Annotated in this window: 19 protein-coding genes, 1 pseudogene and 1 riboswitch; of the genes and pseudogenes, 1 reads left to right on the forward strand and 19 read right to left on the reverse strand. The window is 71.2% G+C overall.

All coding sequences use genetic code 11. The annotated features are described in order from the left end of the window. Positions 1-59: 59 nt before the first annotated feature. The 11 genes from eno to OHA73_RS18825 form a co-directional block, all read right to left on the reverse strand. Complete coding sequence (eno, locus tag OHA73_RS18775) at positions 60-1,340, reverse strand: phosphopyruvate hydratase (protein WP_266711017.1); 1,281 nt, start codon at positions 1,338-1,340, stop codon at positions 60-62. Between the two features lie 326 nt (positions 1,341-1,666). Next, positions 1,667-2,410: a transglycosylase family protein gene (locus tag OHA73_RS18780; RefSeq protein WP_327655597.1), complete on the reverse strand. Its 744-nt coding sequence runs from the start codon at positions 2,408-2,410 to the stop codon at positions 1,667-1,669. A 4-nt stretch (positions 2,411-2,414) separates the two neighbouring features. Then, positions 2,415-2,572, reverse strand: a riboswitch (cyclic di-AMP (ydaO/yuaA leader). A gap of 180 nt (positions 2,573-2,752) precedes the next feature. Further along, on the reverse strand, positions 2,753-3,808 hold the full coding sequence (locus tag OHA73_RS18785; protein WP_327655598.1) for a transglycosylase family protein: 1,056 nt from the start codon (positions 3,806-3,808) through the stop codon (positions 2,753-2,755). A 143-nt stretch (positions 3,809-3,951) separates the two neighbouring features. Next, positions 3,952-5,247, reverse strand: coding sequence for a cytochrome P450 family protein (locus OHA73_RS18790; protein WP_327655599.1), 1,296 nt, complete (start codon positions 5,245-5,247; stop codon positions 3,952-3,954). Positions 5,248-5,266: 19 nt separating this feature from the next. After that, positions 5,267-6,277 carry a nucleoside triphosphate pyrophosphohydrolase gene (locus OHA73_RS18795; protein WP_266711021.1) on the reverse strand — a complete coding sequence of 337 codons (1,011 nt, stop codon included), beginning with the start codon at positions 6,275-6,277 and terminating at the stop codon, positions 5,267-5,269. A 46-nt stretch (positions 6,278-6,323) separates the two neighbouring features. Continuing rightward, on the reverse strand, positions 6,324-6,995 hold the full coding sequence (locus tag OHA73_RS18800) for a SurA N-terminal domain-containing protein (RefSeq protein ID WP_266711022.1): 672 nt from the start codon (positions 6,993-6,995) through the stop codon (positions 6,324-6,326). A 180-nt stretch (positions 6,996-7,175) separates the two neighbouring features. Continuing rightward, on the reverse strand, positions 7,176-8,012 hold the full coding sequence (locus tag OHA73_RS18805; protein WP_327655600.1) for a glycoside hydrolase domain-containing protein: 837 nt from the start codon (positions 8,010-8,012) through the stop codon (positions 7,176-7,178). A 44-nt stretch (positions 8,013-8,056) separates the two neighbouring features. Next, entirely contained in the window at positions 8,057-8,776 is a 720-nt protein-coding gene (locus OHA73_RS18810; protein ID WP_266711024.1) for a hypothetical protein, read from the reverse strand. 220 nt (positions 8,777-8,996) lie between these two features. Next, positions 8,997-10,532: a serine/threonine-protein kinase gene (locus tag OHA73_RS18815; RefSeq protein WP_323179535.1), complete on the reverse strand. Its 1,536-nt coding sequence runs from the start codon at positions 10,530-10,532 to the stop codon at positions 8,997-8,999. Next, positions 10,529-11,128 carry a hypothetical protein gene (locus OHA73_RS18820; protein ID WP_327655601.1) on the reverse strand — a complete coding sequence of 200 codons (600 nt, stop codon included), beginning with the start codon at positions 11,126-11,128 and terminating at the stop codon, positions 10,529-10,531. Before OHA73_RS18820 ends, OHA73_RS18815 begins: the two co-directional genes overlap by 4 nt. 301 nt (positions 11,129-11,429) lie before the next feature. Further along, positions 11,430-13,511 (reverse strand): N-6 DNA methylase, encoded by a 2,082-nt coding sequence (locus tag OHA73_RS18825; RefSeq protein WP_327655602.1) that lies wholly within the window; start codon positions 13,509-13,511, stop codon positions 11,430-11,432. A gap of 225 nt (positions 13,512-13,736) precedes the next feature. Here OHA73_RS18825 and OHA73_RS18830 point away from each other — a divergent pair, with 225 nt between their 5' ends. Continuing rightward, entirely contained in the window at positions 13,737-14,591 is an 855-nt protein-coding gene (locus OHA73_RS18830; protein ID WP_267070180.1) for a DUF4190 domain-containing protein, read from the forward strand. 42 nt (positions 14,592-14,633) lie between these two features. Here the strand turns inward: OHA73_RS18830 and OHA73_RS18835 are convergent, their stop codons facing one another. The 8 genes and pseudogenes from OHA73_RS18835 to mfd all read right to left on the reverse strand — a co-directional run bounded on the left by OHA73_RS18835 (position 14,634) and on the right by mfd (position 24,289). Continuing rightward, positions 14,634-15,404 (reverse strand): N-acetyltransferase, encoded by a 771-nt coding sequence (locus OHA73_RS18835; RefSeq protein WP_267070179.1) that lies wholly within the window; start codon positions 15,402-15,404, stop codon positions 14,634-14,636. Between the two features lie 4 nt (positions 15,405-15,408). Continuing rightward, a complete protein-coding gene (locus OHA73_RS18840; protein ID WP_267070178.1) occupies positions 15,409-16,131 on the reverse strand; it encodes an HNH endonuclease family protein in 723 nt (240 codons plus the stop codon). Between the two features lie 55 nt (positions 16,132-16,186). After that, positions 16,187-16,285, reverse strand: a pseudogene (locus OHA73_RS45765) (SCO6745 family protein); the annotation flags it as partial. A gap of 40 nt (positions 16,286-16,325) precedes the next feature. Then, positions 16,326-17,357 carry an endo-1,4-beta-xylanase gene (locus tag OHA73_RS18845; RefSeq protein WP_327655603.1) on the reverse strand — a complete coding sequence of 344 codons (1,032 nt, stop codon included), beginning with the start codon at positions 17,355-17,357 and terminating at the stop codon, positions 16,326-16,328. Between the two features lie 35 nt (positions 17,358-17,392). Next, positions 17,393-18,295, reverse strand: a complete 903-nt coding sequence (locus tag OHA73_RS18850) for a poly(ethylene terephthalate) hydrolase family protein (RefSeq protein WP_327655604.1) — start codon at positions 18,293-18,295, stop codon at positions 17,393-17,395. A gap of 244 nt (positions 18,296-18,539) precedes the next feature. After that, entirely contained in the window at positions 18,540-19,583 is a 1,044-nt protein-coding gene (locus OHA73_RS18855; RefSeq protein WP_443063094.1) for a LacI family DNA-binding transcriptional regulator, read from the reverse strand. Between the two features lie 202 nt (positions 19,584-19,785). Next, positions 19,786-20,604, reverse strand: a complete 819-nt coding sequence (locus OHA73_RS18860; protein WP_327655605.1) for a hypothetical protein — start codon at positions 20,602-20,604, stop codon at positions 19,786-19,788. 151 nt (positions 20,605-20,755) lie between these two features. Continuing rightward, a complete protein-coding gene (mfd, locus tag OHA73_RS18865) occupies positions 20,756-24,289 on the reverse strand; it encodes a transcription-repair coupling factor (protein WP_327655606.1) in 3,534 nt (1,177 codons plus the stop codon). Positions 24,290-24,534 lie beyond the last annotated feature (245 nt).

Here is a 24,534-nt window from a genome sequence, read left to right on the forward strand (position 1 = left end):
CCCCGCACACGGTACGGGACCGAGTGCGGGGACGTACGTAACTGCTACCTCAGTGAGGCTCAGCCCTTGAAGCGCGGGAAGGCCGAACGGCCGGCGTAGACCGCCGCGTCGTCCAGGATCTCCTCGATGCGCAGGAGCTGGTTGTACTTGGCGACGCGCTCGGAGCGGGCCGGGGCGCCGGTCTTGATCTGGCCGCAGTTGGTGGCGACGGCGAGGTCGGCGATGGTGACGTCCTCGGTCTCGCCGGAGCGGTGCGACATCATGCACTTGAAGCCGTTGCGCTGCGCGAGCTCGACGGCGTCCAGGGTCTCGGTCAGCGAACCGATCTGGTTCACCTTCACGAGCAGGGCGTTCGCCGAGTTCTCCTCGATGCCGCGGGCCAGGCGCTCCGGGTTGGTGACGAAGAGGTCGTCGCCGACGAGCTGGACCTTGTCGCCCAGCTTCTCGGTGATGACGTTCCAGCCGGCCCAGTCGTCCTCGTACAGCGGGTCCTCGATGGAGACGAGCGGGTACGCGGAGACGAGCTCCTCGTAGTACTCCGTCATCTCGGCGGCGGAGCGCTCCTTGCCCTCGAACTGGTACTTGCCGTCCTTGTAGAACTCGGAGGCGGCGACGTCCAGCGCGAGCGCGATCTGCTGGCCGGGAACGTAACCGGCCTCCTTGATCGCCTCAAGGATGAGGTCCAGGGCGGCACGGTTGGAGTCGAGGTTCGGCGCGAAGCCGCCCTCGTCGCCGAGGCCGGTGGCCAGGCCCTTGCTCTTCAGGACCTTCTTCAGCGTGTGGTAGACCTCGGCGCCCCAGCGAAGGGCCTCGGAGAAGGACTCCGCGCCGATCGGGGCGATCATGAACTCCTGGATGTCGACGTTGGAGTCGGCGTGCGACCCACCGTTCAGGATGTTCATCATCGGGACGGGCAGCAGGTGCGCGTTCGGACCACCGAGGTAGCGGAACAGCGGCAGGTCGGAGGCCTCGGAAGCGGCGTGCGCGACGGCGAGCGAGACGCCGAGGATCGCGTTGGCGCCGAGCGAGCCCTTGTTGTCGGTCGCGTCCAGGTCGAACATCGCCTGGTCGATCAGGCGCTGCTCGGTGGCGTCGTAACCGACCAGCTCCGGGCCGATCTGCTCGATGACGGCGAGGACGGCCTTCTCGACACCCTTGCCGAGGTAACGGTTGGGGTCACCGTCACGGAGTTCGATGGCCTCGAAGGCACCGGTGGAGGCACCCGACGGGACGGCGGCACGGCCGGTGCTCCCGTCGTCGAGGCCGACCTCGACCTCGACCGTGGGGTTGCCTCGGGAGTCCAGGATTTCCCGGGCTACGACGACGTCGATGGACGGCACGAGCATCTCCTTCTTGGATGTGACGCAGGCTATGCGGGCGGCTGCTTGGTACGTGGTCCCGCACCCCTGAGCGTAACCGGCTCGCGGGCATCGGCCATCCGAACGCCCGCCTCGTGGACAACGCCGATAGCGAAATGTTCCTTAACTGAACAAAAACAGCGACCTCCGCCCCGGCTGTGCCGGGACGGAGGTCGCCGAAGTGAGCGACCCGTGGGGACGGGGTGCGGCGGGGCTCGGCGTCCGCCGATGCCGAGCCCGTACCTGACGGCCTGGGAGGGCCTGGGGTGGTCCTGTGCGGACCGGTGGTCCTCTGCGGACCGGACGTCTTAGCTGAGGTGCAGCTGCTGACCCGGGTAGATCAGGTTGGCGTCCTTGACGATGTCCTTGTTCTTCTGGAACAGCTGCTGCCAGGTCGTGTCGTGCGCCTCGGCGATCTTGCTGAGGGTGTCACCGGACTTGACCTTGTACTCGCCGTCACCCTTCTCGACCTTGTTGCCGGTCGGGGTGGTGACGGTGTCCTGCTTCGGAGCCGCCTCCTGCTTCGGGGCCTCCTGCTTCGGGGCCTCCTGCTTCGGCTGCTCGCGCTGCTCGGAGCGGTCGGCACGCTGCTGCGTGTCCTGCTGCTGCGTGCTCTGGGTGTCCTGCTTCTGGGTGTCCTGCTGCTGCGAGGACGAGTCGTCGGCGCCACCCTCGTTCGGGGTGGAGGACAGGCCCGAGCCGCAGTTCGGCCAGGCACCGTTGCCCTGGGAGGCGAGGACCTTCTCGCCGACGGCTATCTGCTGGGCCTTGGAGGCCTGGTCGGCGGAGGAGGCGTACTGGTCGCCGCCGTAGGCGGACCAGGTGGAGGACGAGAACTGGAGGCCGCCGTAGAAACCGTTGCCGGTGTTCGTGGACCAGTTGCCACCGGACTCGCACTGCGCGACCTGGTCCCACTCGGACGTGGTCGCGGCGGAGGCGGACGTCGCACCCATCAGCGGCACGGCGACGGCGGCAGCGGCGACACCGCCGAGCGTGGCGACGCGGACGGCCTTGGACGGGCGGCGGTGCTTGTTCTTGCCGGAAAACAGCATGGAGATATCTCCTCACCGACGCCTGCGAGGTGAGCTGTCGGGTTCGGGCCAGTGAGTGCCCGGCAGACGCATCCTTGTGCGCTGCTTAACCCCAAGCCCGTCCGGTCTCCCGGAAGGGCACTTACCTGGGTCCCCCGCTCCTGCCTACGGCGCATACGCGTCGACTGTTCCCGTACGGACGTTGGCAGGATTCGGCGTGACGTCCATCGGGGCCCGCTGAAGCGAGCGGTCACGAACGTAAGCGGTCGATCCGTCCGATTTCAAAGTCGATCAGGGGCTTTGAGACCCATGTCTCACTTGATCAATATCGGACAAAGCCCCTTCAACCGCCCCGAACTCCCGCTACTTTTTGTCCGATCCGTCCCCAAGATCCAGGCTCTGACCAGGAAGGATGAGGTCTGGGTCGGTACCGACCGTCTCCTTGTTCCGCTCGTAGAGCGCATCCCATCCGCCGTGCACGTCCTGGGCCTTCGCGATGTCCCAGAGGTTGTCGCCGGCGTGCACCTTGTACGTGTCGCCGTCGCGCTTGTCGTCGCGCGAGGCGTGACGCCCCTCTCCCGTACGGGAGTCGGAGCCGCCCTCGTCGGCGCGGTCGCCGCGGTGGCGGCCCGACGTGGCGCTGTCCTGCGTCTCGCCGGAGGGCGAGGCGGACGGCGGGGCCGTCTCGGAGGCGGCGTCGTCAGAAGGCGCGTGGGACTTGTCACTTGAAGAGGTCGAGGACTCCTCGGCCTTGTTACCGGAGGTATCGCCCGACTCGTCCGCCGAGGCCTTGTCCGACGCGTCGGAGCCCTCCGCCTCGTCGTGACCCTTGTCTCCCGAATCCGCCGATTCGGTCGAGTCGCCCGGATCGCTCGATTCGCTCGAATCCGTCGCGTCCGTGGAGCCCGCCTTGTCGGCGTCCTCGTCGGCGCTCTTGTCGCCACCCTCGTCCGACTTGCTGTCGGCATCGGTGTCGGACGAAGCGGAGGACTCGGACGGCTGCGGCGACGCGGACACGCCCGGGTCGACGTCCGCCGAGTCGTCGTCCTTGGTGAGGTCGGCGGTGAGCGAGCACATCGGCCAGGCGCTCACGCCCTTGTCGTCAAGAACCTTCTCGGCAACGGATATCTGCTGCGAGCGGCTGGCCTGGTCGGCACGCGGGGCGTAGTCGAGCCCCCCGTACTCCTCCCATCTCTCCTGCGTGAACTGGAGTCCGCCGTAGTAGCCGTTACCGGCGTCCAGGCTCCACTGCCCACCGCTCTCGCACTCGGCGAGCTTGTCCCACGCCTGCGTGGTCGCGGCGCTCGCGCCGCTCGCGGCGAACAGCGGGATCGCGATGGCGCTGCCGGCGACCCCGGCGGCGACGACGAGAGCAGGGGCCTGACGGGGGCGACGGTGACGACCGTTCCCGGAGAGCATGCGTTTGCCTTTCGCGAGACTGATGCTGCTACGCGCGACGGGTAGTGCAAGTGGTGCGAGTTGTGCATGTGTCGCGATGATCCGTGAACGTAGCGGCACTCGAACGCCTGTCACAAGTCGATGCAGCGTAGATCACGTGAAAGTCACAGTGTTGACGGTCCGTCAGCTGACCCGTCGGTTCCGGTGGGGATCTGACGCGGGGTGAACTCCACCGGGAGCGTGCGCAGTCCGCGCATGATGAGGCCGCCGCGCCACCGCAAATCGGTAGGTTCCACCGCAAGTCGCAGGTCCGGGAGGCGGGTCAGGAGGGTGGCGAGGGCGGTCTGTCCCTCCAGGCGGGCGAGCGGGGCGCCGAGGCAGTAGTGGATGCCGTGTCCGTAGCCGAGGTGCTGGTTGTCGCGGCGGGAGAGGTCGAGGGTGTCGGGTTCTGTGAAGCGCGCCGGGTCGCGGTCGGCGGCGGCGAGCACGACGAGGACCGGGTCGCCCACGCCGATCTCCTGGCCGCCGATGGTCAGCGGCTCCCTGGCGAAGCGCCACGTGGCCATCTCCACCGGGCCGTCGAAGCGCAGCAGTTCCTCGATCCCGGTCGCCAACAGCCCCGTCTCCCCCGCCGCGATCGACCTCTGCAGGCGCTCACGCTGGTCGGGGTGTGTGAGCAGGGCGTACGTGCCATTGCCGATCAGGTTGACCGTAGTTTCAAAACCGGCGAAGAGCAGCACGAAACACATGGCCGCCACCTCGTTCTCCGTGAGGTGTTCGCCGTGGTCGGAGGCGCGGATCAGCTCGGAGATCAGGTCGTCGGTGAGGTCGCCGCGCTTGCGGTGGATCAGCTCCACCAGGTACGCGCGGATCCGCTTCACCGCGCGTCCCACCCCGCCGCGCGGTCCACCGCCGTGGCGGATCATCATGCCTGCCCACTCGCGGAAGTCGTCCTGGTCCTCGCGGGGGACGCCGAGCAGGTCGCAGATGGCGTAGATGGGGAGGGGGAAGGCGAAGTCGTGGATGAGGTCGGCTTCGCCCTTGGCCGCGAAGGCGTCGATGAGGTCGTCCGTCAACTGCTGGACGCGCGGCGCGAATTCGGCGACCCGGCGTGGGGTGAACGCCTTCGAGACGAGGCGGCGCAGGCGGGTGTGGTCCGGCGGGTCGATGTTGAGGAGATGGGTCGTCAGCTCGGCCTGGCGTTCGCCGGGGATGCCCGTCTTGCCCTTGGCGGGGCTCCGCTCGTCGTGGTGGTCCGCGTTCTTGCTGAGCCGTTGGTCGGCGAGCGCCTGGCGGGCGTCCGCGTACCGGGTGACCAGCCAGGCCTCGACGCCGCTCGGCAGCGTGGTGCGGTGCACGGGGGCGTGCTCGCGCAGCCAGGCGTAGGCGGGGTACGGGTTGCTTGCGAACTCCCAGCTGAAGAGTTCGGGGGCGCTGGAGGGGGTGGGGCTCTCGGTCACCACCCGACCGTAGCCGCCCCTACTGGTCGGTGAGCCCCTCGGTGGTCCGCACCGCATCACGGTAGGCGCGGGCGGCGGCTCTGAGCGCCGCCTCCGGGTCCACGCCCTCCGCCTCGGCGTGCAGGGCGAGGGCCAGGAGTTCGTAGCCGACGCCCTCGCCCGTGGGGACCGGGACGTCCAGGCCCGCCGTGCGCACCCGCGAGCCGAGCTTGGCGGCGAGGGCGAGGCCCGGCTGGCCCACCGGGACGCCGTCCGTGACCGAGGCGCGGCGCTTCTCCTCCGCCTTGGTGCGCAGCCAGTGCTCCTTGACCTCTTCGGGGGTCGTGGCGGTGTCGTCGCCGAAGACGTGCGGGTGGCGGTGGATGAGCTTGTCGACGATGCCGCCCGCCACGTCGTCCACCGAGAACGGCTCGTCGGCGTCCTCCTCGGCGATGCGCGCGTGGAAGACGACCTGGAGGAGTACGTCGCCGAGCTCCTCGCGCAGTTCCTCCCGGTCGTCCGTCTCGATGGCCTCGACCAGCTCGTACGCCTCCTCGATCGCGTACTTGGCGAGGTCCTCGTGGGTGCGCTGCTTCGACCAGGGGCATTCGCGGCGGATGCGGTCCATGACCTGGACGAGGTCGAGGAGGCGGGCGCCCGGCAGGTCGTAGGAGCCGGGGAGCAGTTCGAGGTTCGGCATCTGTTCGCGGCCCGAGCCCGCGAGGCGCGCCAGGCCGTCCGTGAGCTGCCGGTCGCCCTCGGCGGTGGCGAGGACGACGAGCGCCCGCCCGCCGTCGGCGCAGCGGTCGACGAGCTCGCGGGCGGTGGGCGAGGCGATCGTCACCTGGACGCCCGCGTCCTTCACGTACGGCAGCTGCGGGTGCGCGGAGTCGGCGCACAGCACCTCGTCGGCCGTGCGCAGCGCCTGCCACGCCTGCCAGGAGAGGAGCCCGGGGGCGACCCGGTGGCTGGTGGTGAGCAGGACGACGCGGCCGGCGATGTCGCCTGCGTCGGCGGGGGTGTCGTGGTCGTGCGCCTCGGGTTCGTTCACCCCTCGAACGTAACGCAGGCCACTGACAACCCCGCCTCCCCCGGCCCTACGTCGTCTGCTGCTGGGCCGGGGCTTCCTTGGTGATCTGCTTCAGCCACGGCGTCTTCGCGTCGACCCGGCTGTTCTTGGTGACGTCCCAGGTCCCGTAGCGGGGGTTGAGGTCGACGTTCAGCTCCTTGGAGGCGCTGGAGAGCGCCTTCCAGAAGACGGCCTTGCCCTGGGGGGTCTGCATGTCCGCGCCGAGCGCGGTCGACAGCTTCTGCGCCTCGATCTCGGTGCGCAGGCTCTCGGTGAGCCGGTTCGGCGGGATGTTGTACTGCTGGAGCCAGGCGACCTCCAACGCCTTCGCGCCGCCCGCCTGTTGCTCCAGGCCCGACCGCATGCTCTGCATCTCCTTGCGGGTGACGGAGATGCCCGCGTCGGTGGCGGCGCGGTGCAGAACGCGGTCGAGGACCATCGTGTGCAGCGTGTTGCGGGTGAGGCCGCCGGTCTTGGCGATGGCCTGTTCGTACTGCGCGGAGTCCTTGGTGGCGGTCTGCTGCGCGTCCCGCACCTCGTTCACCCGGCTCTCCAGTTGCGAGACGGTGATCCGCTGGCCGCCGACGACGGCCGCGGCACCGGGGTGCGCTTCGCTGCCACAGGCGGTCAGGGCGGGTACTGCGGCGATGGCGGCGGCGGACAGGACGAGCGCGGTCCGGCGGCTGTTGCGGCGGTGCAAGGTGGGCCTCCCTGCGAAGAGTTTGTGGGCATCCCGCCGCGCGAAGCGCGTCCACCAGGGGTGGTGGTCGGGTGACGGGCGGGCGCACAAAGTCCGGCGTTGATCGATGTTAGGCAGTGGCCGCTTGCTAGGCCACCTATTCGACAACGATTCGCCGCGGGTCGAGGTATCGACCGGCGCTCAGCCGACCACGGCCACCGGCGCGTCCCACGCGTCGCGGTCGACGGTGATCGCGTAACCGCCGCGCGACTCCTTGCTGTTGACCAGGTACTGGTGGCCCCGGTGGCGGCCGGTCCACAGGGTGGAGGCGAACGGCCAGTCCGTGGTGGCCGTGTTCACCTTGTCCCACTTTGCGTACCAGAGGTTGCCCGGCAGGTTCGTGCGGTCGGTCGTCGTGGCGACGGCCTTGGCGCTGGAGCTGGAGAACCCGTACATGCCGGTCCGGTAGTACTTCCCGTGGACCGCCTTCTGCCAGTTGCGGATGTACGTGAGAACGGCCGTGTTGCAGGAGGAGTTCGTGGTGTCGTACGCCTCCATGTCGAGGTAGAGCGCACTGCCCGCCTTCATGCCGAGCGCGGACGCCTTGGCGACGGCGTCGGCGCCGTCGGTGGCACCGAGGGAGGCGGCGGTCGTGGAGGTCATCCTCTCCGGGTTGGTGCCGCTCGCGCAGGACGGTTGCGCGCCCACATAGAGCGGAATCAGCTTCCAGCCCTGGGAGTTGACGGTCTTGACCCAGGAAGCGGTGAGGTTGGCCTGGGTGCAGCCGCGGTTCTTGCCGCCCACGTAGACGGCCGCCGCGCCGTAGAAGCCGGTGTGCCAGGCCTTCATGGCTGAGGTGGAGGGCGCCGTGCAGGCGTCGAAGGCGCGGCCGGTGTAGTACTTCGCCGCGGGCCAGGAGGTCGTGGAGGCGAGGGACTGCTGGACCGTGATCCCGCCCGCGAGGACGGCGGCGCCGACCGCGCCGATGGCGAGGCGGCGGCGGGTGCGGGAGCGCCGGTGCCGGACCGATGTGGGCATGCGTCTTCCTTCGTCGTACGCGGGCGGGTGGGTGGGGGACGGCGTCAGTTGAGGGCGGCGACGGCGGTGGTGTCCTTCGCGGCCAGCTTCTTCGCCGTGGCCGCGCCGTTGTCGTGGCCGTCCGTCGACATGACAGTCACGACGGCGCTTCCAGTGCGTACGGCGATCAGGGTCGTACCGTTCTCCCACGCCGGGTCGGTGAGGGTGATGGTGTACGCCTCGTCGCCGAGCCCGGACGTCGCTGTGCCCGCCACCTTTACGTCGCTCTTGGTGTCGGCGTCCTTGTAGGTGGGGCAGGAGGCGACGGCCTTCTGGAGGTGCCGCATGACGGTGGCCGCGGTCTTGCCGCGGAAGACGTCTGCCTGCTGTGCGATGTCGGCGGTGGTCTTCTCGTTCGCGTAGTCGTTCTGTGCGAAGGAGACGCCCTCGTCGCCGGTGAGGGCGAGCCAGCTGGTGCCGCCGAGCTTGGTGCAGTCCGGCTTGCTCAGGGCGGCCGGGTCGCTGCTCGGCTCCTGGTAGGTGTCGCCGGTGTCGCGGGCGGCGTCCTGGTCGATCCGGTAGCCGGCGCCGAAGAACGACGCGGGCGCGAGCGCCGACTTCAGTCGGGCCCCCTTCGCGAGTCCGGCGTCGGGGTCCCGGGAGGTCTTGGAGGCGGTCTTGCCGGCGTCGTCGGAGTCGTGGGAGCCGCCGGACGAGCAGGCGGTCAGGGTGAGCGGGAGGGCGGCCAGGGCGAGCACGGCGGCAGCGCGGACAGCGGTACGCATGAGGTTCCTTGGTGACTACGAAATGGGGACATGCGTGGGGGGAACGCCGTGTGGGCGCCGCCGAGGGCGGGATGCGCGGGGTCCGGTGGGGCGGGACCCGGGCGCGCCGGGGGATGCACACAGGGAGCTGACTGATTGTGCACGATCAATTCGCCGTCACCGCCCCTGGAACGGCGCTTTGGGGGGATCTTGGCCGGGGCTTGACCGTAAAGGCCGCTGCTCAGCCGCGCACTTGTCCCAGCCATTGCAGCGTGCGCCGCACCTCCGCGGGGAACGGGTGGCCGGGGCCGTGCAGCCGTTCGGCGTCGTGCAGCAGCCGGGTCAGCGTCTCGTGGGCCGCACGCCGGTCGCCCACGGAGAGCAGCAACTGGCCGATGCGGCGCCGTACTTCGAGGGCGAGCCTGAGGTCCGTGGTCGCGTACTGGTTCTCGTAGTACGGGAGCAGGGAGCGGTACTCGGCGAGCGCCGCGGCGGGTTCACCGAGGGCTTCCAGGCACTGGGCCGCCTCGTAGCGGAACTGGAGGGACTGCGGGTCGGCGTGGCCCGCCTCCGCGGCGCGTTCGTCGGCGAGTCGGCGCAGTTCGGGCAGGGCGCGCCGGTACTGGCCGTCGTCCATGAGGGTGGCCGCGTACTGCTTGCGCAGGGTGCGGACGACGGGTGAGTGCTCGCCGTGCTGGACGGCCGCGGCGGGCAGGATCGCGCCGAGGATGTCGACGGCCTGCGTGATGCGGCCCTCGCCGAGCAGCACCTTCACTTCGTCGACGGCGCGTGCCACGTCGGGGCGGTCGCCCTGGAGGTCGGTTCCCGGGGGCTGTGGGGCCGGGGTGACGGCGCGGTCGGGCCAGGGGGCGTGCGGGCGCAGGAAGGGGCGGGTGGGGTCGAGCGGGCGGCCGGTGGGCACGCCGCGCGCGGGCAGCAGCGGGAGCAGTTCCTCGTACGTCTGCTGGGCGGAGGCCGGGCGGTCCTGGGGGTCCTTGGCGAGCAGGCGCAGCACCAGGTGTTCGAGTGGCTGCGGTACTTCGGGGCGCAGTTGGCGGACCGGGACGGGGGCCTCGTAGAGGTGGCGGTGGAGGATGCCGAGGGCGGTGGTGCCCGCGAACGGGACGTCGCCGCTGAGGAGTTCGTACAGCAGCACGCCGAGCGCGTACAGGTCGGTGTGCGGGCCGACGGCGCCGCCCATCGCCTGTTCGGGCGCCATGTAGGCGGGCGTGCCGATGGGCGATCCGGTGTGGGTGAGGCGGGTGGTGTCGGTGTCGAGGACGGAGGCGACGCCGAGGTCGAGGACGGTGAGTGTGCCGTCCTGCTTGACCATGACGTTCCGTGGCTTGAGGTCGCGGTGCACGATCGGCACCGCGTGCACGGCGGAGAGCACGGCGCACAGTTGCGCGGCGACCGCGACCGCCCAGGGCCAGGGGAAGGGGCTGTGCTCGGCGAGGTGGTCGGCGAGGTCGGCGCCGTCGATGTACTGCATGACGAGGTACAGCTCGTCGCCGTCGCTGCCCGCGTCGTGCACGGTGACGAGGCCGGGGTGGTCGACCTGTGCCGTGACCCGGCATTCGCGCAGGAAGCGGCGGCGCAGCTCGTCGGCCTCGGCGCCCGCGACCCGGTCGGGGCGTACGAGCTTCACGGCGACGCGGCGGTCGAGGCGCTGGTCGTACGCCGTCCAGACCTGGCCCATGCCGCCCTGGCCGATGAGCGTGGACAGTTCGTAGCGGCCGGCGACGACGCGGCCGCCGGCCTGGGGGTGCCCGGTCACCGGCCGCCGTCCTGCTTGCGCAGGTAGTCGCTCAGCTCGTCCAGCTCGGCGCGAACCTGGTCGATGCGGTGCGGCGGCGGGGCCTGGTTCTGCGGCGGCGCGGGCGGCGGGGCGGGTGTGGGCGTCGGCGCGGGTGCAGGCGTGGGCATGGGTGTGGGCGTGCCCATCGTCGTGTGCGTCTGCGGCGGTGCGGTGGGCCAGGGCTGCTGCGGCCTCGGGTGTCCGTAGGCGGACGGCGGGGGCGTCGGGGCGTACGGGCTCGGCGGGAGCGCGGCGCGCGGCCTGCGTATGTCGTAGACGAGGAAGTACACGGCGCTGCCGATCGCGAGGAGCAGCAGCAGGGCGAGGGCGACGTCGGTGCGCGGGTCCGCCTCCGGCAGCGAGCCGATGATGCCGAACAGCGTGATGCTGACCGGCAACGAGGCGATGGCCAGGGCCCAGTCGAGCGGCCTGCGTCGCAGCGCCGCGATGCGGAACAGCGGGGCGCAGGAGAGCAGGCCGCAAGTCAGCACGGACAGCGCAGGGAACAGCACCCTCAGGGTGATGACCGCGCCGTCGCTCTCGCGGCGGGGCGGCGCCGCGCCGGGCCCGTACATGGCAGCTCCTGGTCACTTGTGCGGGGTGGAACACGCGGCAATGCGATGCCGGTTCCTTCGAGCGTATAGGCGGACTCGGACAACGGGACCGGGGTTGTACGGAACGGATGTCGCTCCGCTCACACCGGGCTCTTGTGGAACGGGTGCCTCCGGTCGTGGCGGGCCCGCCGGTCCTACGTCGCGGGGCTCTGCCCCGGACCCCGCGCCTCAATCGCCGGCGGGGCTTAATTTGCCCAACCGGCGCCGAGGCTGAATGTGCCCGACCGGAGCCGGGGCCGAAATTGCCCAACCGGCGCCGGGCCTAACTGTTCGGTGGCAGGGTGCCCGCCGTCAGGCCGTCGTGGAGGCCCTGGACGAGTTGTTCGCCGAGGCGGGACGCGTGGCGGAGGGTGTTTTCGAATGTGGCCAGGGATTTGAAGCGCTCGCCGTACTCGGACTGTTCGGCGCGGGGCAGGCGGGGCAGCTGGAGGCGCCGGACGTCGAGGCGCGTGGCGGTGGACGCGTGGCTGGAGGCCTGCCGGTTGTTGGCCGTGGAGCGCAGGAAGCCGGCGAGGAACCACGGGTCCAGCGCGGCCGGTTCGGGCCGCAGCAGGGCCAGGCCCCTGCCGAGCGCGGCGCCTGCGTCCGCCTCGTCGACGACGCGCACGGCGGCGGTGCCACCGACCACCGGCACGACGACGTCCCCGACTTCCAGGATCACGGGGTCGTCGTCCGCGGAGTGGGCTCCAGAGGGTGCCGTGCTCGTCAGGACGTCGTGGTCGGTGAGTACGGGTACGCGCGCGTGGCCTCCCGGGCCGCCACCCGTCGCCGCGGTGCGCAGCGACAGGGCGCCCGCGCGCGCGAGTTCGCCGACCGTCGTCAGTGGCCAGCGGGCCGGGGCCGTGGCGTCGGGGACGGACCGCGGGGCGAGTTTCGTGGTCAGCCGCAGCGTGTCGGCGAGCTCCTCGCGTACGGCGGTCAGCTCTGCCGCGCCGCCGCCCGTGGCCGGCGGGGGCAGGCGGCGGGCGGGCGCGAGGTCGACCTCGTCGTCGAGCAGGTCGATGACGGGCACGGAGCGGGCGAGGCCCGGCCGCTCCTCCAGGGAGCCGTCCCGGTCGTGGGCGCGCCAGGCGTCGAGCACGGTGCGGCGCACCTCGTCCCACACCTGCTGCTCCCGTACGTCACCGGACTCGGCGAGCGAGGCCGTGTCGACGAGCAGCAGCTCGGGGGCGGCGGGCGCGCCCGGGCCGGGGCGGCGCAGCACCCACAGGTGCAGCGGGATGTTGTTGGGCGGGACGGCGCCCGCGGGCAGCGCGATCACCGCGCGCAGGGCGCCGCGGCGCAGCAGGTCGGCGCGGATCCGGCGGCCCGAGCGGCGCGAGGCGACGGTGGGCGGCATCAGGAGCACGGCGCTGCCGCCGTCCTTCAGGCGCGCCAACGCGTGCTGCACCCAGGCCAGTTCGGACTCGGTGCGGGCGGGGAGGCCGTACTCCCAGCGCGGGTCGTAGGCCAGCTCGTCGTGGCCCCAGCCGCGCTCGTTGAACGGCGGGTGGGCGAGCACCGCGTCGGCCCGTACGTCGCTCAGGGCGTCGGCGCGCAGGGTGTCGGCGGCGGCGGTGCGCACGGCAGGGGCGTCCGTCCCGCCGTTGCCGTCGAGGGCGAGGCGGAGCGCGGTGAGCGCGGCGAGTTCGACGGAGGCGTCCTGGCCGTACAGGGTGCGGCCGGGCCGCGAGTCGTGGGCCCGCACGGCGTCGAGGAGGGCGCCGGTGCCGCAGGCCGGGTCGAGGGTGGTGGTGGCAGGGCCGACGAGCGCGGCCATCAGTTCGGCGGGCCCCTGCGGGGTGAGCGTGTACTGGCGCGGGTTGGCGTCGAGATGCCGGCCGAGCAGGAACGCGAAGGTGCCGCGGGCGCCCAGTTCCGCGGCGAGTTCGGCGGCGCCGCGCAGCAGCGGCACCGAAGGCAGCAGGTCGGCGGGCGACGGTGTGCCGACCGCCCGTTCCGTGGCGTGGCCGAAGCGTGGGGTGAGGACGCCTTCGAGGGCGGCCGACAGGCGCTGGGCCAGGTCGCGGTCCTTGTCGGTCGCGGCGAGCGTGAGCCATTCCGTGGGCCGGTCGTGCACGAGCAGCAGGGCGCAGCCCGTGTGCAGGAGGGCGGCGACCGGGCCCGCCGGGTGCCCCGCGAGCTGCTGCCACACGCGCTCGCGCAGCGGGACCTCGGCGAGCTTGCCCTGGTCGCGCAGCCACTCCTCGACCTCGGTGAGCGCGAAGGAGGGGCTGGTCTCGGTACCGCCGACCGGCCTGGGGAAGTCCGCATGCCTGCGGCGCCAGTTGCTGACGGCGGCGCGCCCCACCCCGGCGAGCCGGGCGATTCCCGCGGCCGTCACCTCTGTCGCGTTGTCCTGCACCGAGCCGACTCCCCTCCGGACGCCTGTCCCGCAGATACGTCCTGACGTGCCTGTGCGACCGACCATACAGACTCCCGCGTAAGACCCGCATTCACAGCCGTGAGCGCATCAAGTTCTGTGTACGCGGTTGACTCGGTTCACAGACGGTGCTGTTATTGCCTCAGCCAACCGCCGGATACACGGAAAGCCGGGGGGAGGTTGGCTTCTCTCATCGGAGGAACAGCTATGTCCCAGACCCAGCCGCCCCAGTCACCCCATTCGCCCCAACAGCACCCCCAGTACCCGCCGTTCCAGCAGCAGCCGCCGCAGCAGGTCGCGCGCAACGGGCTGGGGACGGCCGCGTTGATCCTCGGCGTCATCGGCGCCCTGTCGGGGCTGATCCCACTGCTGTTCTGGCTGGCCGGGATCCTCGGTGTGATCGCCCTGATCCTGGGCCTGACGGGGCGCGGCAGGGCCAAGCGCGGCGAGGCCACGAACAAGGGCGTCGCCCTGACCGGCACGATCCTCGGCCTCGCGGCCATGGGCCTCGCGGTCTTCGGTGCGTACACGACGTTCAAGGCGGTGGACGACGCGGTCGACGAGATCAACAAGTCGGTGTCCGACACGAAGGCCAAGGACGCGAAGTCGTCCGGCGACGCGAAGGACAAGGACGGCGAGAGCGGCAAGGGCGACGAGAAGCCGGCCGCCGGCAAGACGCTCGCCGCGGGCGACTCCGTGGTCTACGACGACGACCTGACCGTCTCCGTCTCCAACGCGGTCACGTTCAGCCCGAGCGAGTACGCGGCGGGCCACAAGAACGGCAACCACGCCTACAAGGTCACGGTCACCGTCACCAACGACTCCAAGGAGAAGTTCGACGCGACCCTGCTGACCGCGAACGCCCGCGCGGGCGAGGACGGCACCAAGGCGGAGCAGATCGTCGACGACAAGGTCGCCATGGGCTTCGAGGGCACGGTCCTGCCCGGCAAGAAGGCCACGGTCGTCTACGGATTCGACGCCCCGGCGGACGCGAAGAACCTGACCGTCGAGGTCACGCCGAGCTTCGACTACGACGGCACGCAATGGGACCTGAAGCTGTAGCAGCCGAGCGAGGAGCTCACAGGGGGGTGGTGCGGCAGGCGCTCACAGCGCGTGCCGCATCCACACGTTCGGCTCGACGTACACGGCGTAGCCGCCCTCCGGTTCGCAGTGCACCGGCACCAGCGCGCCGGGCACCTCGACCGGACCGGCGGTGTCGAAGGCGAGGCCCGTCCACGTCCGCCACTGCTCCAGCGATCCGGACACGGTCATCGAGGCGGGCGCCACCTTGTCGATGACGGCGCCCGCGCGGGCGTGCACGCGCAGCCATGGGTCGGCGGGCAGCCCGTCCGACTCCCTTACGCGGTACGCGTATGCGCTCATCGGGGTCGCGGGCTCCAGGTGCTTGGCGCTCGGCCGGACCGGCGCGACGACCTCGTGAAAACCCCGGGCGCGCGCGTTGTCCCGCATCGCCGCGAGCATCCGCCCGGACAGTCCCTTGCCCTGCATCCCGGGCACGATGGTGATCTCGATCGCGCTGACGGTGTCCGGGGCGAGTCCGGCCGCGCGGTCGGCGAAGGCCCACGTCAGCACCTGGTCCCAGCCCCGGTCGGGCAGTTGCCCGCGCCCCTCGGCGCGCAGCGCGAACGGCACGCTGAAGCCCCGGGCCACGACGGCCCCTTCGGCGTCGGTGGCGACGAGTACGTACTCGGGCAGCTCGTCGCGCACCCGGTGCATCAGCAGGGCGCCGACCGGGTCGTGCGGCACGAAGACGGGCCAGTTGTCGGGCATGGCCCACAGCGGCCCGACCAGTTCGGGCCGCTCGGCGAGGGTGGTGACGGTCAGGCCGTCGGGGGTGGCGGGATGCGTGCTCATGCGGTCATCGTGCATGGAAGCGCGGAGGCGCCGCAGTCGGATTTCCGCCCGTCGGCAGCTTCTGGTCCGGGCAGGCGTTCAGCACCTTCTTCATGGCGTCGCGCTCGGCGGCGGTCACCCACACCCCGTACTTCTTCTTCACGGCGACCTGCCCGGCGACGTACGTGCACCGGTACCCCTTGTTGGGCGGCAGCCAGGTGGCGGTGTCGCCATCTCCCTTGCTGCGGTTGGGAGTCGCGTCGACGGCGAGCAGGTTCAGCGGGTCGTTGGCGAACGCGATGCGCTTGCTCGGCTCCCACTGGAAGGCGCCCTTCTGCCAGGCGTCGGACAGCGCGACGAGGTGGTCGATGTCGACCTTGCTGCGGCCGCGCGTGAAGGAGATGTCCTTGCCGCCGTACGGGTCCGGGGAGAGCGTGCCGGAGACGACCTTGCAGTCGCCGTCCGAGTAACGCACGCCTTCCAGGTCCCGCTTGAGGATGTCGTCACGGGTGTCGCAGCTGTTGGAGTCGGTGTCGGCCCAGGCGCTGCCGAACCGTTCCCGCGCGTAACCGGTCTTCGGGGCACGCCCCTTGACGGTCAGCGAGCCGACGGCGGAGAGCGCGCTGCCCGCCTTGCCCTGGGGCTCCGGACCGGCCTCGCCGCCCCCGCCCGTCGCCGCCTCGCACCCGGTGACGGCGACCACGGCCACCAGCACGGCGGCCCCGGCCCGTACAGCGCCTCGCAGCACGGCGCTACCTCCCCTTTTGTTCGCGTTCGGTCCACTCACCGTATCCGAGGCATGATCACACCGTGCCGATGCCCAGCGTCGTCACGGAAGGCAGCAGACCCGACCCGATGACGGCTACCCACAACGGGCCCAGCAGATCCGTGAGTTCGGCGCTCGCCGGTGTCGTAAGCGCCACAGGGCCGGGGCCGGCCGGCTCAGCCCGTCGCGCTGTTCAGCGCCGAGAGGACCGCGCCGTACGCCTCCTTCTTCTGGTACGAGCCGTTGAAGAGGAGCGGGGTCTCCTGGGAGCGCCAGGAGTACTTGTCGGTGACGCCCCACACGGTGATGCCGTTGCACCGGGCGACGGCCACGCAGGCCTGGGTGACCTGCCGGTACACGTTGGCCTGTGCGGAGCCGGAGCCGCCGACGTCGAGTTCGGTGATCTGTACGTTCACGCCGAGGTCGGCGAAGCGCTGGAGGTTCTGCTTATAGGTGCTGAGGTTCTCGTTCGAGGAGAGGTGGCTCTGGAAGCCGACGCAGTCCAGCGGGACGCCGCGGGTGCGGAAGTCCTTGACCATCCGGTAGACGGCGTCGCTCTTGGCGTTGACGCCGTCGGTGCCGTAGTCGTTGTAGCAGAGCTTGGCCTTGGGGTCGGCCGCCTTCGCGGTGCGGAAGGCGTCCTCGATCCAGCCGTCGCCGAGCTGCTTCTGCAGGTTGGACTGGCGTCGGCTGCCGTCCCACTCGTACGCCTCGTTGACCACGTCCCAGGTGTCGATCTTGCCCGCGTAGTGTCCCGCGACCTTGGTGATGTGGTTGCGCATGGCCTGGCGCAGGCTGTCGCCGGTCAGCCCCTGGATCCAGCCGGGCTGCTGGGCGTGCCAGACGAGGGCGTGGCCGCGGACGAACGTGCCGCGCTGCTGTGCGTAGTTGACGAGGTCGTCGCCGCCGCTGAAGTTGAACTGGTTCGGGCTCGGCTCGGTGGCGTCCCACTTCATCGCGTTCTCGGCGACGACGCTGGAGAACTCGCGGTTGAGCGTGGACTCGTAGTCGCTCTCGCCGAGGCGCGGGGCGACCGCGGCGCCGAAGTACCTGCCGTGCTCGGCGGCCGCGCCACCGAGCGTGTCGGCGGCCTGGGCGGTGGGCGACAGGGTCAGGGCGGCGGCCGCCGCGAGGGCGCCGGCCGCCGCGGCGACGAGCACGGATCTGGTCCGTCGTGAGGTGCGGGTTCTGGAGGAGCTGTCGGTCATGGCGCTTCCCTCTCTGGTGGGGGGCCTTGTGGGGCTCAGGACAGGGCGGCTTCCCAGCGCGTACCGTCGCCGGTGGCGTCGGCGGCGAGCCGGTCGCGGGCGGCGGTGTCGTCGTACAGGCGCCAGCGGAACCAGTCCACGAGGGTGTTCTGGGTCCGGTCGAAGGTGGGGAACCCCGGGTTCAGGTACGAGGCGTGGTCCGCGCCGAGGTGGGTGAGGAACGCCTTGGGCGCCGGCAGCTCCGCGTACGCCCGCCGGGCCAGGGCGTAGTCGCAGGTCGGGTCCTTGTCGCCGTGGATGAACAGCGTGCCCGCGTGGACCGAGGCGGCGGGGGTGCCCATGTCGACGCAGGCGACCGGTACGGCGGCGACGATCCGCTCGTCGGGCCAGGCGGTCAGCAGGCCGTGGATGGTCATGCCGCCCATCGAGTGCCCGGAGACGCCGACGCCCGCCGCCGTGTCGATGTGCCCGGCGAAGGGGCCGCTCTGGTTCAGGGCCAGGGTCCGGGTGAGGACCTCGGAGACGTCCTTCGACCACTCCCCTCCGTATACGGAACCGATGTTGGTGTTGTCGGAGATCGAGGGGGCCGGACAGATGAAGCCGGCGGAGGCTATCGCGTGGGTCTGCGAGGCGTACGAGTCGGAGTTGCCGTACGCGCCGTGGTTCCACTCCGCGACGGGGAACACGCCGTCGGCGAGCGGGGCGTCGGGAACGGGGGCGCCGCCGGGGGCGCCGGGGGTCGGGTAGAAGACCTTGGTGAACAGGGAGCGGCTGCCGCGGCTCCAGTTGAACTGGCGCACTCCGATCGCGAACTGCTGTGCGGGCGCGGCCTGTTCGGCCCCCGAGGCCGGGTACAGCCCGGAGTCGAGCAGGGGGACGCTCAGCCCCGCCGTCGCGGCCGCGGTCAGGCCGAGGAAGGTACGTCGCTTCAACGACATGCGTGAACTCCTTGGGTGTGGGGGGGGTGCGCATGCGTGCAGCTCAGGCCGCCATTGGTCGAAATACCGGACGACGGCCGGGCCTTCGGACGTAGGAATGATGGAGGGCTTGACGGTGAGCGGTCAACGTTTCTCGCGCAATTGTTTCGGCAGCTGGACCGAAACTCTTGCGGGAAAGTTTCAACACCACTGGTGAGCGGGCGACTTGGAGGACGGAGAAAAAATCCGGTCGGCGCGGCAGCGCTCAACTCCGCGGCGCCGCCGTGCTCTCGCGGACCACGAGTTCCGTGGCGATCTCCACACCGAGCTGCCGCACCCGCTCCCCACGGCCCAGCGCGAGGGCCAACTCCGTTGCGGAGGCGGCCATTTCGTCGAGCGGCTGGCGCACCGTCGTCAGCGGCGGATCGGCCCAGACGGCGACCGGCATGTCGTCGAAGCCGACCACGCTCAGGTCCTGCGGGACGCGCAGCCCGGCCTCGCGCGCCGCCTGGTAGACGCCGAGTGCCTGCATGTCGTTGGCGGTGACGATCGCGGTGGGCCGGTCGGGGCGGCCCAGCAGCGCCCGGGCCGCGGCCTGGCCGCCCTCGCGCGTGAGCGGCCCACGGACCGTCGCGTCCGGGTCCACGGGCAGCCCGGCCGCCTCCAGCGCGGATCGGTAACCGGCCGCCCTGGCAAGGCAGAACGCGTGGTCGGGGCCGCCGATCAGGGCGATGTGCCGGTGGCCGAGGGCGATCAGGTGGCGCGTCGCCGACCGGCCGCCCTTGAAGTTGGTGGCGCCGACGTAGGGGACGCCGTCGGGCACGTCGTCCATCGGGTCGAAGACGACGTACGGGATGCCCTTCGCCCTGAGCCGCTCGCGCTCCGCCTCGGGGAGCTGGAACACCGACAGTACGCACAGCGGGCGCCGCCCCACGGTGTCGTCGACCGAGGCGTCCGCGTCGTGCAGGCCGAACTTGGAGACGATGACACCGGCCCGGTTCCTGCGGGCCACCTCCTCGACGCCGCGGATGATCTCCCCCACCCACATGCTCTTCAGCTCGCGGAAGATCAGCTCCACGAACTTCTGCCTGTTGTCGGAGGTCTTGCGGTATCCGTGCTCGCTGATCAGTTCCTCGATCCGGGCCCGGGTCCCGTCGGACACCCCCGGCCTGCCGTTGAGCACCCGCGACACCGTCGGCACCGACACTCCCGCCAACGCGGCGATGTGCGCGATCCGCACCGACGCCGGACCCTCATCGCGCGCGGCCTTCCCGCTGCCCGCCGACGTACCCTCACGGCTGTCCGCCACGACCACTCTTCCCGATCAACCGACATCGCCTGCGGGCCGATTCGACTCGACGTTGTCACTGGCGTCAAGGTCGGACGATCCCCGCATGAACACCACGAACACCGGCGCGGGCACCGGCATCGGCCGGCGGATCACGGCGCAGGTGGCGGTGCGGGAGCGGCTGGCGGCCGGCGGCCGGCGGCGGCTCTGTCGCAGGTGTCCGTCAGGTGTTGACCCAGCGGTTGCGGCTGCCGTCCGGGGCGCACTTGATGATCCGGCCGTTCTCGGCGTGCGTGGTGCTCCCGACGTCGGCGTTGCGGCAGAACTGGCCCGCGCTGTAGCAGTTGCCCGCGCTGGAGACGATCTCGCAGGCCGGGGCGGCCGGGGCCTGCGTCCTGGAGTGCGTGGGGGCGGGCGGCGGGGCCTTGGTCCTGGTGTGCGTCGGGGCCGGGGCCTGCGTCTTGGTGCGGGGCGGGGTGGGCGTCGGGGTCGGGGTCGCCGAGTGTGTCGGCTTCGGTGTCGCACTCGGCGTCGCGCTGTGCGTGGCGGACGGCCGCGGCGAGGACGTGACCGGGGCAGGCGTCGTCGTGGACGCGGCGGGACGCACCGACCGCGAGTCGGCGACGTCATCGGTCTTCGGGGACGTACCGGCGCCGAAGGCACCCACGGCGACCATCAGGGCGACCGCGGCTCCGGCGACGGCCGCCAACGACCCGCCCAGCGACGGCTGTTGGACCATCCGCGTGCGCGGCGTGCGCAGTCCGGCGAGGACGGCCCCGCCGAGGGCGAGGACGACGGCCACGACCGCTCCGGCGCCACCGGTGCCGATCACCACGGCCACCACCGCGCCGACGAACGCGACGGCGGCGAGCCCCGCGTCCCCCGCCGAGCGCCGGCGCAGCGCGGTCCACGCGAAGGGCAGCCAGGCGAGCAGGCCGAAGCTGAGCACGGCTATGAGGGCTCGCCCGGCGCATCGGGCGCCGAAGTTCGCAAGGGGCTCGCCGCCCCGGGGAGCAGCCGGCGGGGCTGGTGTGTACGACATGCGCATCCCGTATGTGATGGAAATGTGAAGGATCGGGGGAGAAAGATAGCGCATGCACGGACCGCGGCGGCCCGGAACGCGGAAGACGGTGGTGGGCCCGGACCCCCGCAAGGGTCCGGGCCCACCACCGTCGCCGCTGAGACTCCAGGTGCTACGAACCCAGGATCGTCGTCAGGAACTCCCCGACCCACGCCAGCAGTTCCCGGCCGACCACCGGCTTGCCGCCCATCTTCTTCGGCTTCGGGCGCGGCACGAGGAGCTGGTGGGTGGCCGACTTGATGACCGTGCCGGGGTAGAGGCGCTTGAGGCGGAGTTCCTGGGACTCCCGCAGCTCCACCGGCGCGAAGCGGATGTTGTTGCCCTGGAGCACGATCTCGCCGACCCCGCAGGCCCGCGCCAGCATCCGCAGGCCCGCCACGAGCAGCAGGTTCTCCACCGGTTCCGGCAGCTTGCCGTAGCGGTCGACGAGTTCCTCGCGGACCTGCTTGACGTCGTCCTCCGTGTTCGCGGAGGCGATGGCGCGGTAGGCCTGGAGGCGCAGGCGCTCGCCGGGCGCGTAGTCGTGCGGTACGTGCGCGTCGACCGGGAGCTCGATCTTGACCTCCAGCGGCGGCTCCTCCTCGACGCCGCCTTCGAGCGAGGCGCGGTAGTCCGCGACCGCCTCGCCCACCATGCGTACGTACAGGTCGAAGCCGACGCCCGCGATGTGCCCGGACTGCTCGCCGCCGAGCAGGTTGCCCGCTCCGCGGATCTCCAGGTCCTTCATCGCGACGTACATGCCCGCGCCCATCTCCGTGTGCTGGGCGATGGTGGCGAGGCGTTCGTGCGCGGTCTCCGTCAGGGGCTTCTCGGGCGGGTAGAGGAAGTAGGAGTAGCCGCGCTCGCGACCTCGGCCCACGCGGCCGCGCAGCTGGTGGAGCTGGCTCAGGCCGAAGTTGTCGCCGCGCTCCACGATCAGCGTGTTCGCGTTGGAGATGTCGATGCCGGACTCGACGATCGTCGTCGAGACGAGGACGTCGAACTTCTTCTCCCAGAAGTCCACGACGACCTGTTCCAGGGCCTGTTCGGACATCTGGCCGTGCGCCGTCGCGATCCGCGCCTCCGGCACGATCGCCCGGAGCCTGGCCGCCGCCCTGTCGATGGACTCGACCCGGTTGTGGATGTAGAAGACCTGGCCCTCGCGGAGCAGCTCGCGGCGGATCGCGGCGCCGATCTGCTTCTCCTCGTACGGACCGACGAAGGTCAGGACCGGGTGGCGCTCCTCCGGCGGCGTCGTGATCGTCGACATCTCGCGGATGCCGGTGACCGCCATTTCGAGCGTACGGGGGATGGGGGTCGCCGACATCGTCAGCACGTCGACGTTGGCCCGGAGCTTCTTCAGCTGCTCCTTGTGCTCGACGCCGAAGCGCTGCTCCTCGTCGACGATGACGAGGCCCAGGTCCTTGAACTTGGTCTCGGAGGAGAACAGGCGGTGCGTGCCGATGACGATGTCGACCGAGCCGTCCCGCAGCCCTTCGAGCGTCGCCTTCGACTCGGTATCCGTCTGAAAGCGGCTCAACGCCTTGACGCTGACGGGGAATTGGCCGTACCGCTCGGTGAACGTGCCGAAGTGCTGCTGCACGAGGAGGGTCGTCGGCACGAGGACCGCGACCTGCTTGCCGTCCTGGACCGCCTTGAACGCGGCGCGGACCGCGATCTCCGTCTTGCCGTAGCCGACGTCGCCACAGATCAGCCGGTCCATCGGGACCGTCTTCTCCATGTCCTCCTTGACCTCGGCGATCGTGGTCAGCTGGTCGGGCGTCTCCACGTACGGGAACGCGTCCTCCAGCTCCCGCTGCCAGGGGGTGTCCGAGCCGAAGGCGTGGCCGGGCGCCGCCATGCGCGCGCTGTACAGCTTGATCAGGTCGGCGGCGATCTCCTTGACCGCCTTCTTGGCCTTCGCCTTCGTCTTCGTCCAGTCGGCGCCGCCCAGGCGGTGCAGCGTCGGGGCCTCACCACCCACGTACTTGGTGATCTGCTCCAGCTGGTCCGTGGGGATGTAGAGGCGGTCGCCGGGCTGGCCGCGCTTGGCGGGCGCGTACTCGACGACGAGGTACTCGCGGGTCGCGCCCTGCACCGTGCGCTGCACCATCTCGATGTAACGGCCGACACCGTGCGCCTCGTGCACGATGTAGTCGCCGGATTCGAGGGTGAGCGGGTCGATCGTCTTGCGGCGCCGCGCGGGCATGCGGGCGCCTTCCTTGCCTGCGGCCCGCTGCCCGGTGAGGTCGGTCTCGGTGAGGACGGCGAGCTTCAACCCCGGGTCCACGAAGCCGAATTCGAGGCTGCCGCAGGACACCTGGACGACGGACGGGGCGAGTTCACCGAGGTCCTTCTCCAGGCGGGCCGCGATGCCCTCGCCGCCGAGCACCTCGACGGTGCGGGCCGCGGGGCCGTGGCCCTCGGTGACGTAGACCGCGCGCCACCCGTCGGCGAGCCAGCCCTTGGTGTCGGCGAGCGCGCGGGCGGTGTCACCGCGGTACGTCTCCGGAGCGTGCATGCCGAGCTGGAGGGTGTCCGCCTCCCCGTCCACGGTGTCCGCCGCGAACGGGGACACCGACCACCACATCATCCCGAGCTCGCGCGCCCGGTCCCGGACGTCCGCGATCGCCCACAGGGACGCGGCGCCCACGTCGATGGGGGCCTTGCCGCCGGTGGCAGAGGCGGCCCAGGAAGCCTGGAGGAATTCCTGGCTGGTGGCTACGAGGTCGGCGGCCCGGGTCCGTACGCGCTCCGGGTCGCAGACCATGGCCATCGATCCGGCCGGCAGCACGTCGAGCAGCAGCTCCATGTCGTCGACGAGGACGGGGGCGAGGGACTCCATGCCCTCGACCGCGATCCCCTCGGCGATCTTGCCGAGCAGTTCTCCCAGCTCAGGGTGTTGTTCCGCGAGGTCCGCCGCGCGGGCGCGGACATCGGCGGTGAGCAGCAGCTCGCGGCAGGGCGGCGCCCACAGGCCGTGCTCGGCGATTTCGAGGGAGCGCTGGTCGGCGACCTTGAAGTACCGGATCTCCTCGATGTCGTCGCCCCAGAACTCGACGCGGAGGGGGTGCTCCTCGGTCGGCGGGAAGACGTCGAGGATGCCGCCGCGCACGGCGAACTCGCCGCGCTTCTCCACGAGTTCGACCCGGGCGTACGCCGCCGCGGCCAGCGCCTGGACGGTCTCCTCCAGGTCGGCGCTCTGCCCGCTGCGCAGGGCCACGGGCTCCAGGTCGCCGAGGCCCTTGACCTGTGGCTGCAGCACGGAGCGGATGGGTGCGACGACGACGGAGACCGGGCCCGTCTCCGGGTCGTCGGACGTGGGGTGGGCGAGGCGGCGCAGCACGGCGAGGCGGCGGCCCACGGTGTCCGACCTCGGGCTGAGCCGCTCGTGCGGCAGCGTCTCCCACGACGGGTACTCGACGATGCCGCTCTCCGGCAGCAGCGAGCGCAGCGCGCCGGCCAGGTCCTCGGCCTCGCGCCCGGTGGCGGTCACCGCCAGGACGGGGCGCTTCGCCTCGCGGGCGAGCGCGGCGATCGCGAAGGGGCGGGACGCGGGTGGGCCCACCAGGTCGACGTGCATCCGGTTGCCGTCCCCCGCGGCCTTCACCGCTTCAGCGAGGGCCGCGTCCTTGACGACGGCGTCGAGCAGTCCGTGCAGGCTCATGGAGAAGATCCGTCCCGGGTCAGTGGGCAACGCGAAGGGCCCGACACGTGGTACGGGCCGGGGGTTCCAGCGTACGTCGTCCTCCGGGGGCTCACCCGTTTGAACGTTTCCGGCTACCCGGGGTTGCGGACTCGGGGCTCTGCCCCGGACCCCGCGCCTCAAACGCCGGCGGGGCTGGAAAGATCGGGGCTCCGCCCCGGACCCCGCTGCTCAATCGCCGCAGGGGCTTGAATGGCCCAGCCGCC

The organism is Streptomyces sp. NBC_00483, from assembly GCF_036013745.1.
Classification (GTDB): Bacteria; Actinomycetota; Actinomycetes; order Streptomycetales; family Streptomycetaceae; genus Streptomyces.

What these genes read in the sequence shown, in the direction of transcription:
- OHA73_RS18780 (WP_327655597.1), bottom strand. Translation starts at nt 2,410, where the DNA reads ATGCTGTTTTCCGGCAAGAACAAGCACCGCCGCCCGTCCAAGGCCGTC.
- OHA73_RS18785 (WP_327655598.1), bottom strand. Translation starts at nt 3,808, where the DNA reads ATGCTCTCCGGGAACGGTCGTCACCGTCGCCCCCGTCAGGCCCCTGCT.
- OHA73_RS18805 (WP_327655600.1), bottom strand. Translation starts at nt 8,012, where the DNA reads ATGCCCACATCGGTCCGGCACCGGCGCTCCCGCACCCGCCGCCGCCTC.
- OHA73_RS18810 (WP_266711024.1), bottom strand. Translation starts at nt 8,776, where the DNA reads ATGCGTACCGCTGTCCGCGCTGCCGCCGTGCTCGCCCTGGCCGCCCTC.
- OHA73_RS18820 (WP_327655601.1), bottom strand. Translation starts at nt 11,128, where the DNA reads ATGTACGGGCCCGGCGCGGCGCCGCCCCGCCGCGAGAGCGACGGCGCG.
- OHA73_RS18830 (WP_267070180.1), top strand. Translation starts at nt 13,737, where the DNA reads ATGTCCCAGACCCAGCCGCCCCAGTCACCCCATTCGCCCCAACAGCAC.
- OHA73_RS18835 (WP_267070179.1), bottom strand. Translation starts at nt 15,404, where the DNA reads ATGAGCACGCATCCCGCCACCCCCGACGGCCTGACCGTCACCACCCTC.
- OHA73_RS18845 (WP_327655603.1), bottom strand. Translation starts at nt 17,357, where the DNA reads ATGACCGACAGCTCCTCCAGAACCCGCACCTCACGACGGACCAGATCC.
- OHA73_RS18850 (WP_327655604.1), bottom strand. Translation starts at nt 18,295, where the DNA reads ATGTCGTTGAAGCGACGTACCTTCCTCGGCCTGACCGCGGCCGCGACG.
- OHA73_RS18860 (WP_327655605.1), bottom strand. Translation starts at nt 20,604, where the DNA reads ATGTCGTACACACCAGCCCCGCCGGCTGCTCCCCGGGGCGGCGAGCCC.
- mfd (WP_327655606.1), bottom strand. Translation starts at nt 24,289, where the DNA reads ATGAGCCTGCACGGACTGCTCGACGCCGTCGTCAAGGACGCGGCCCTC.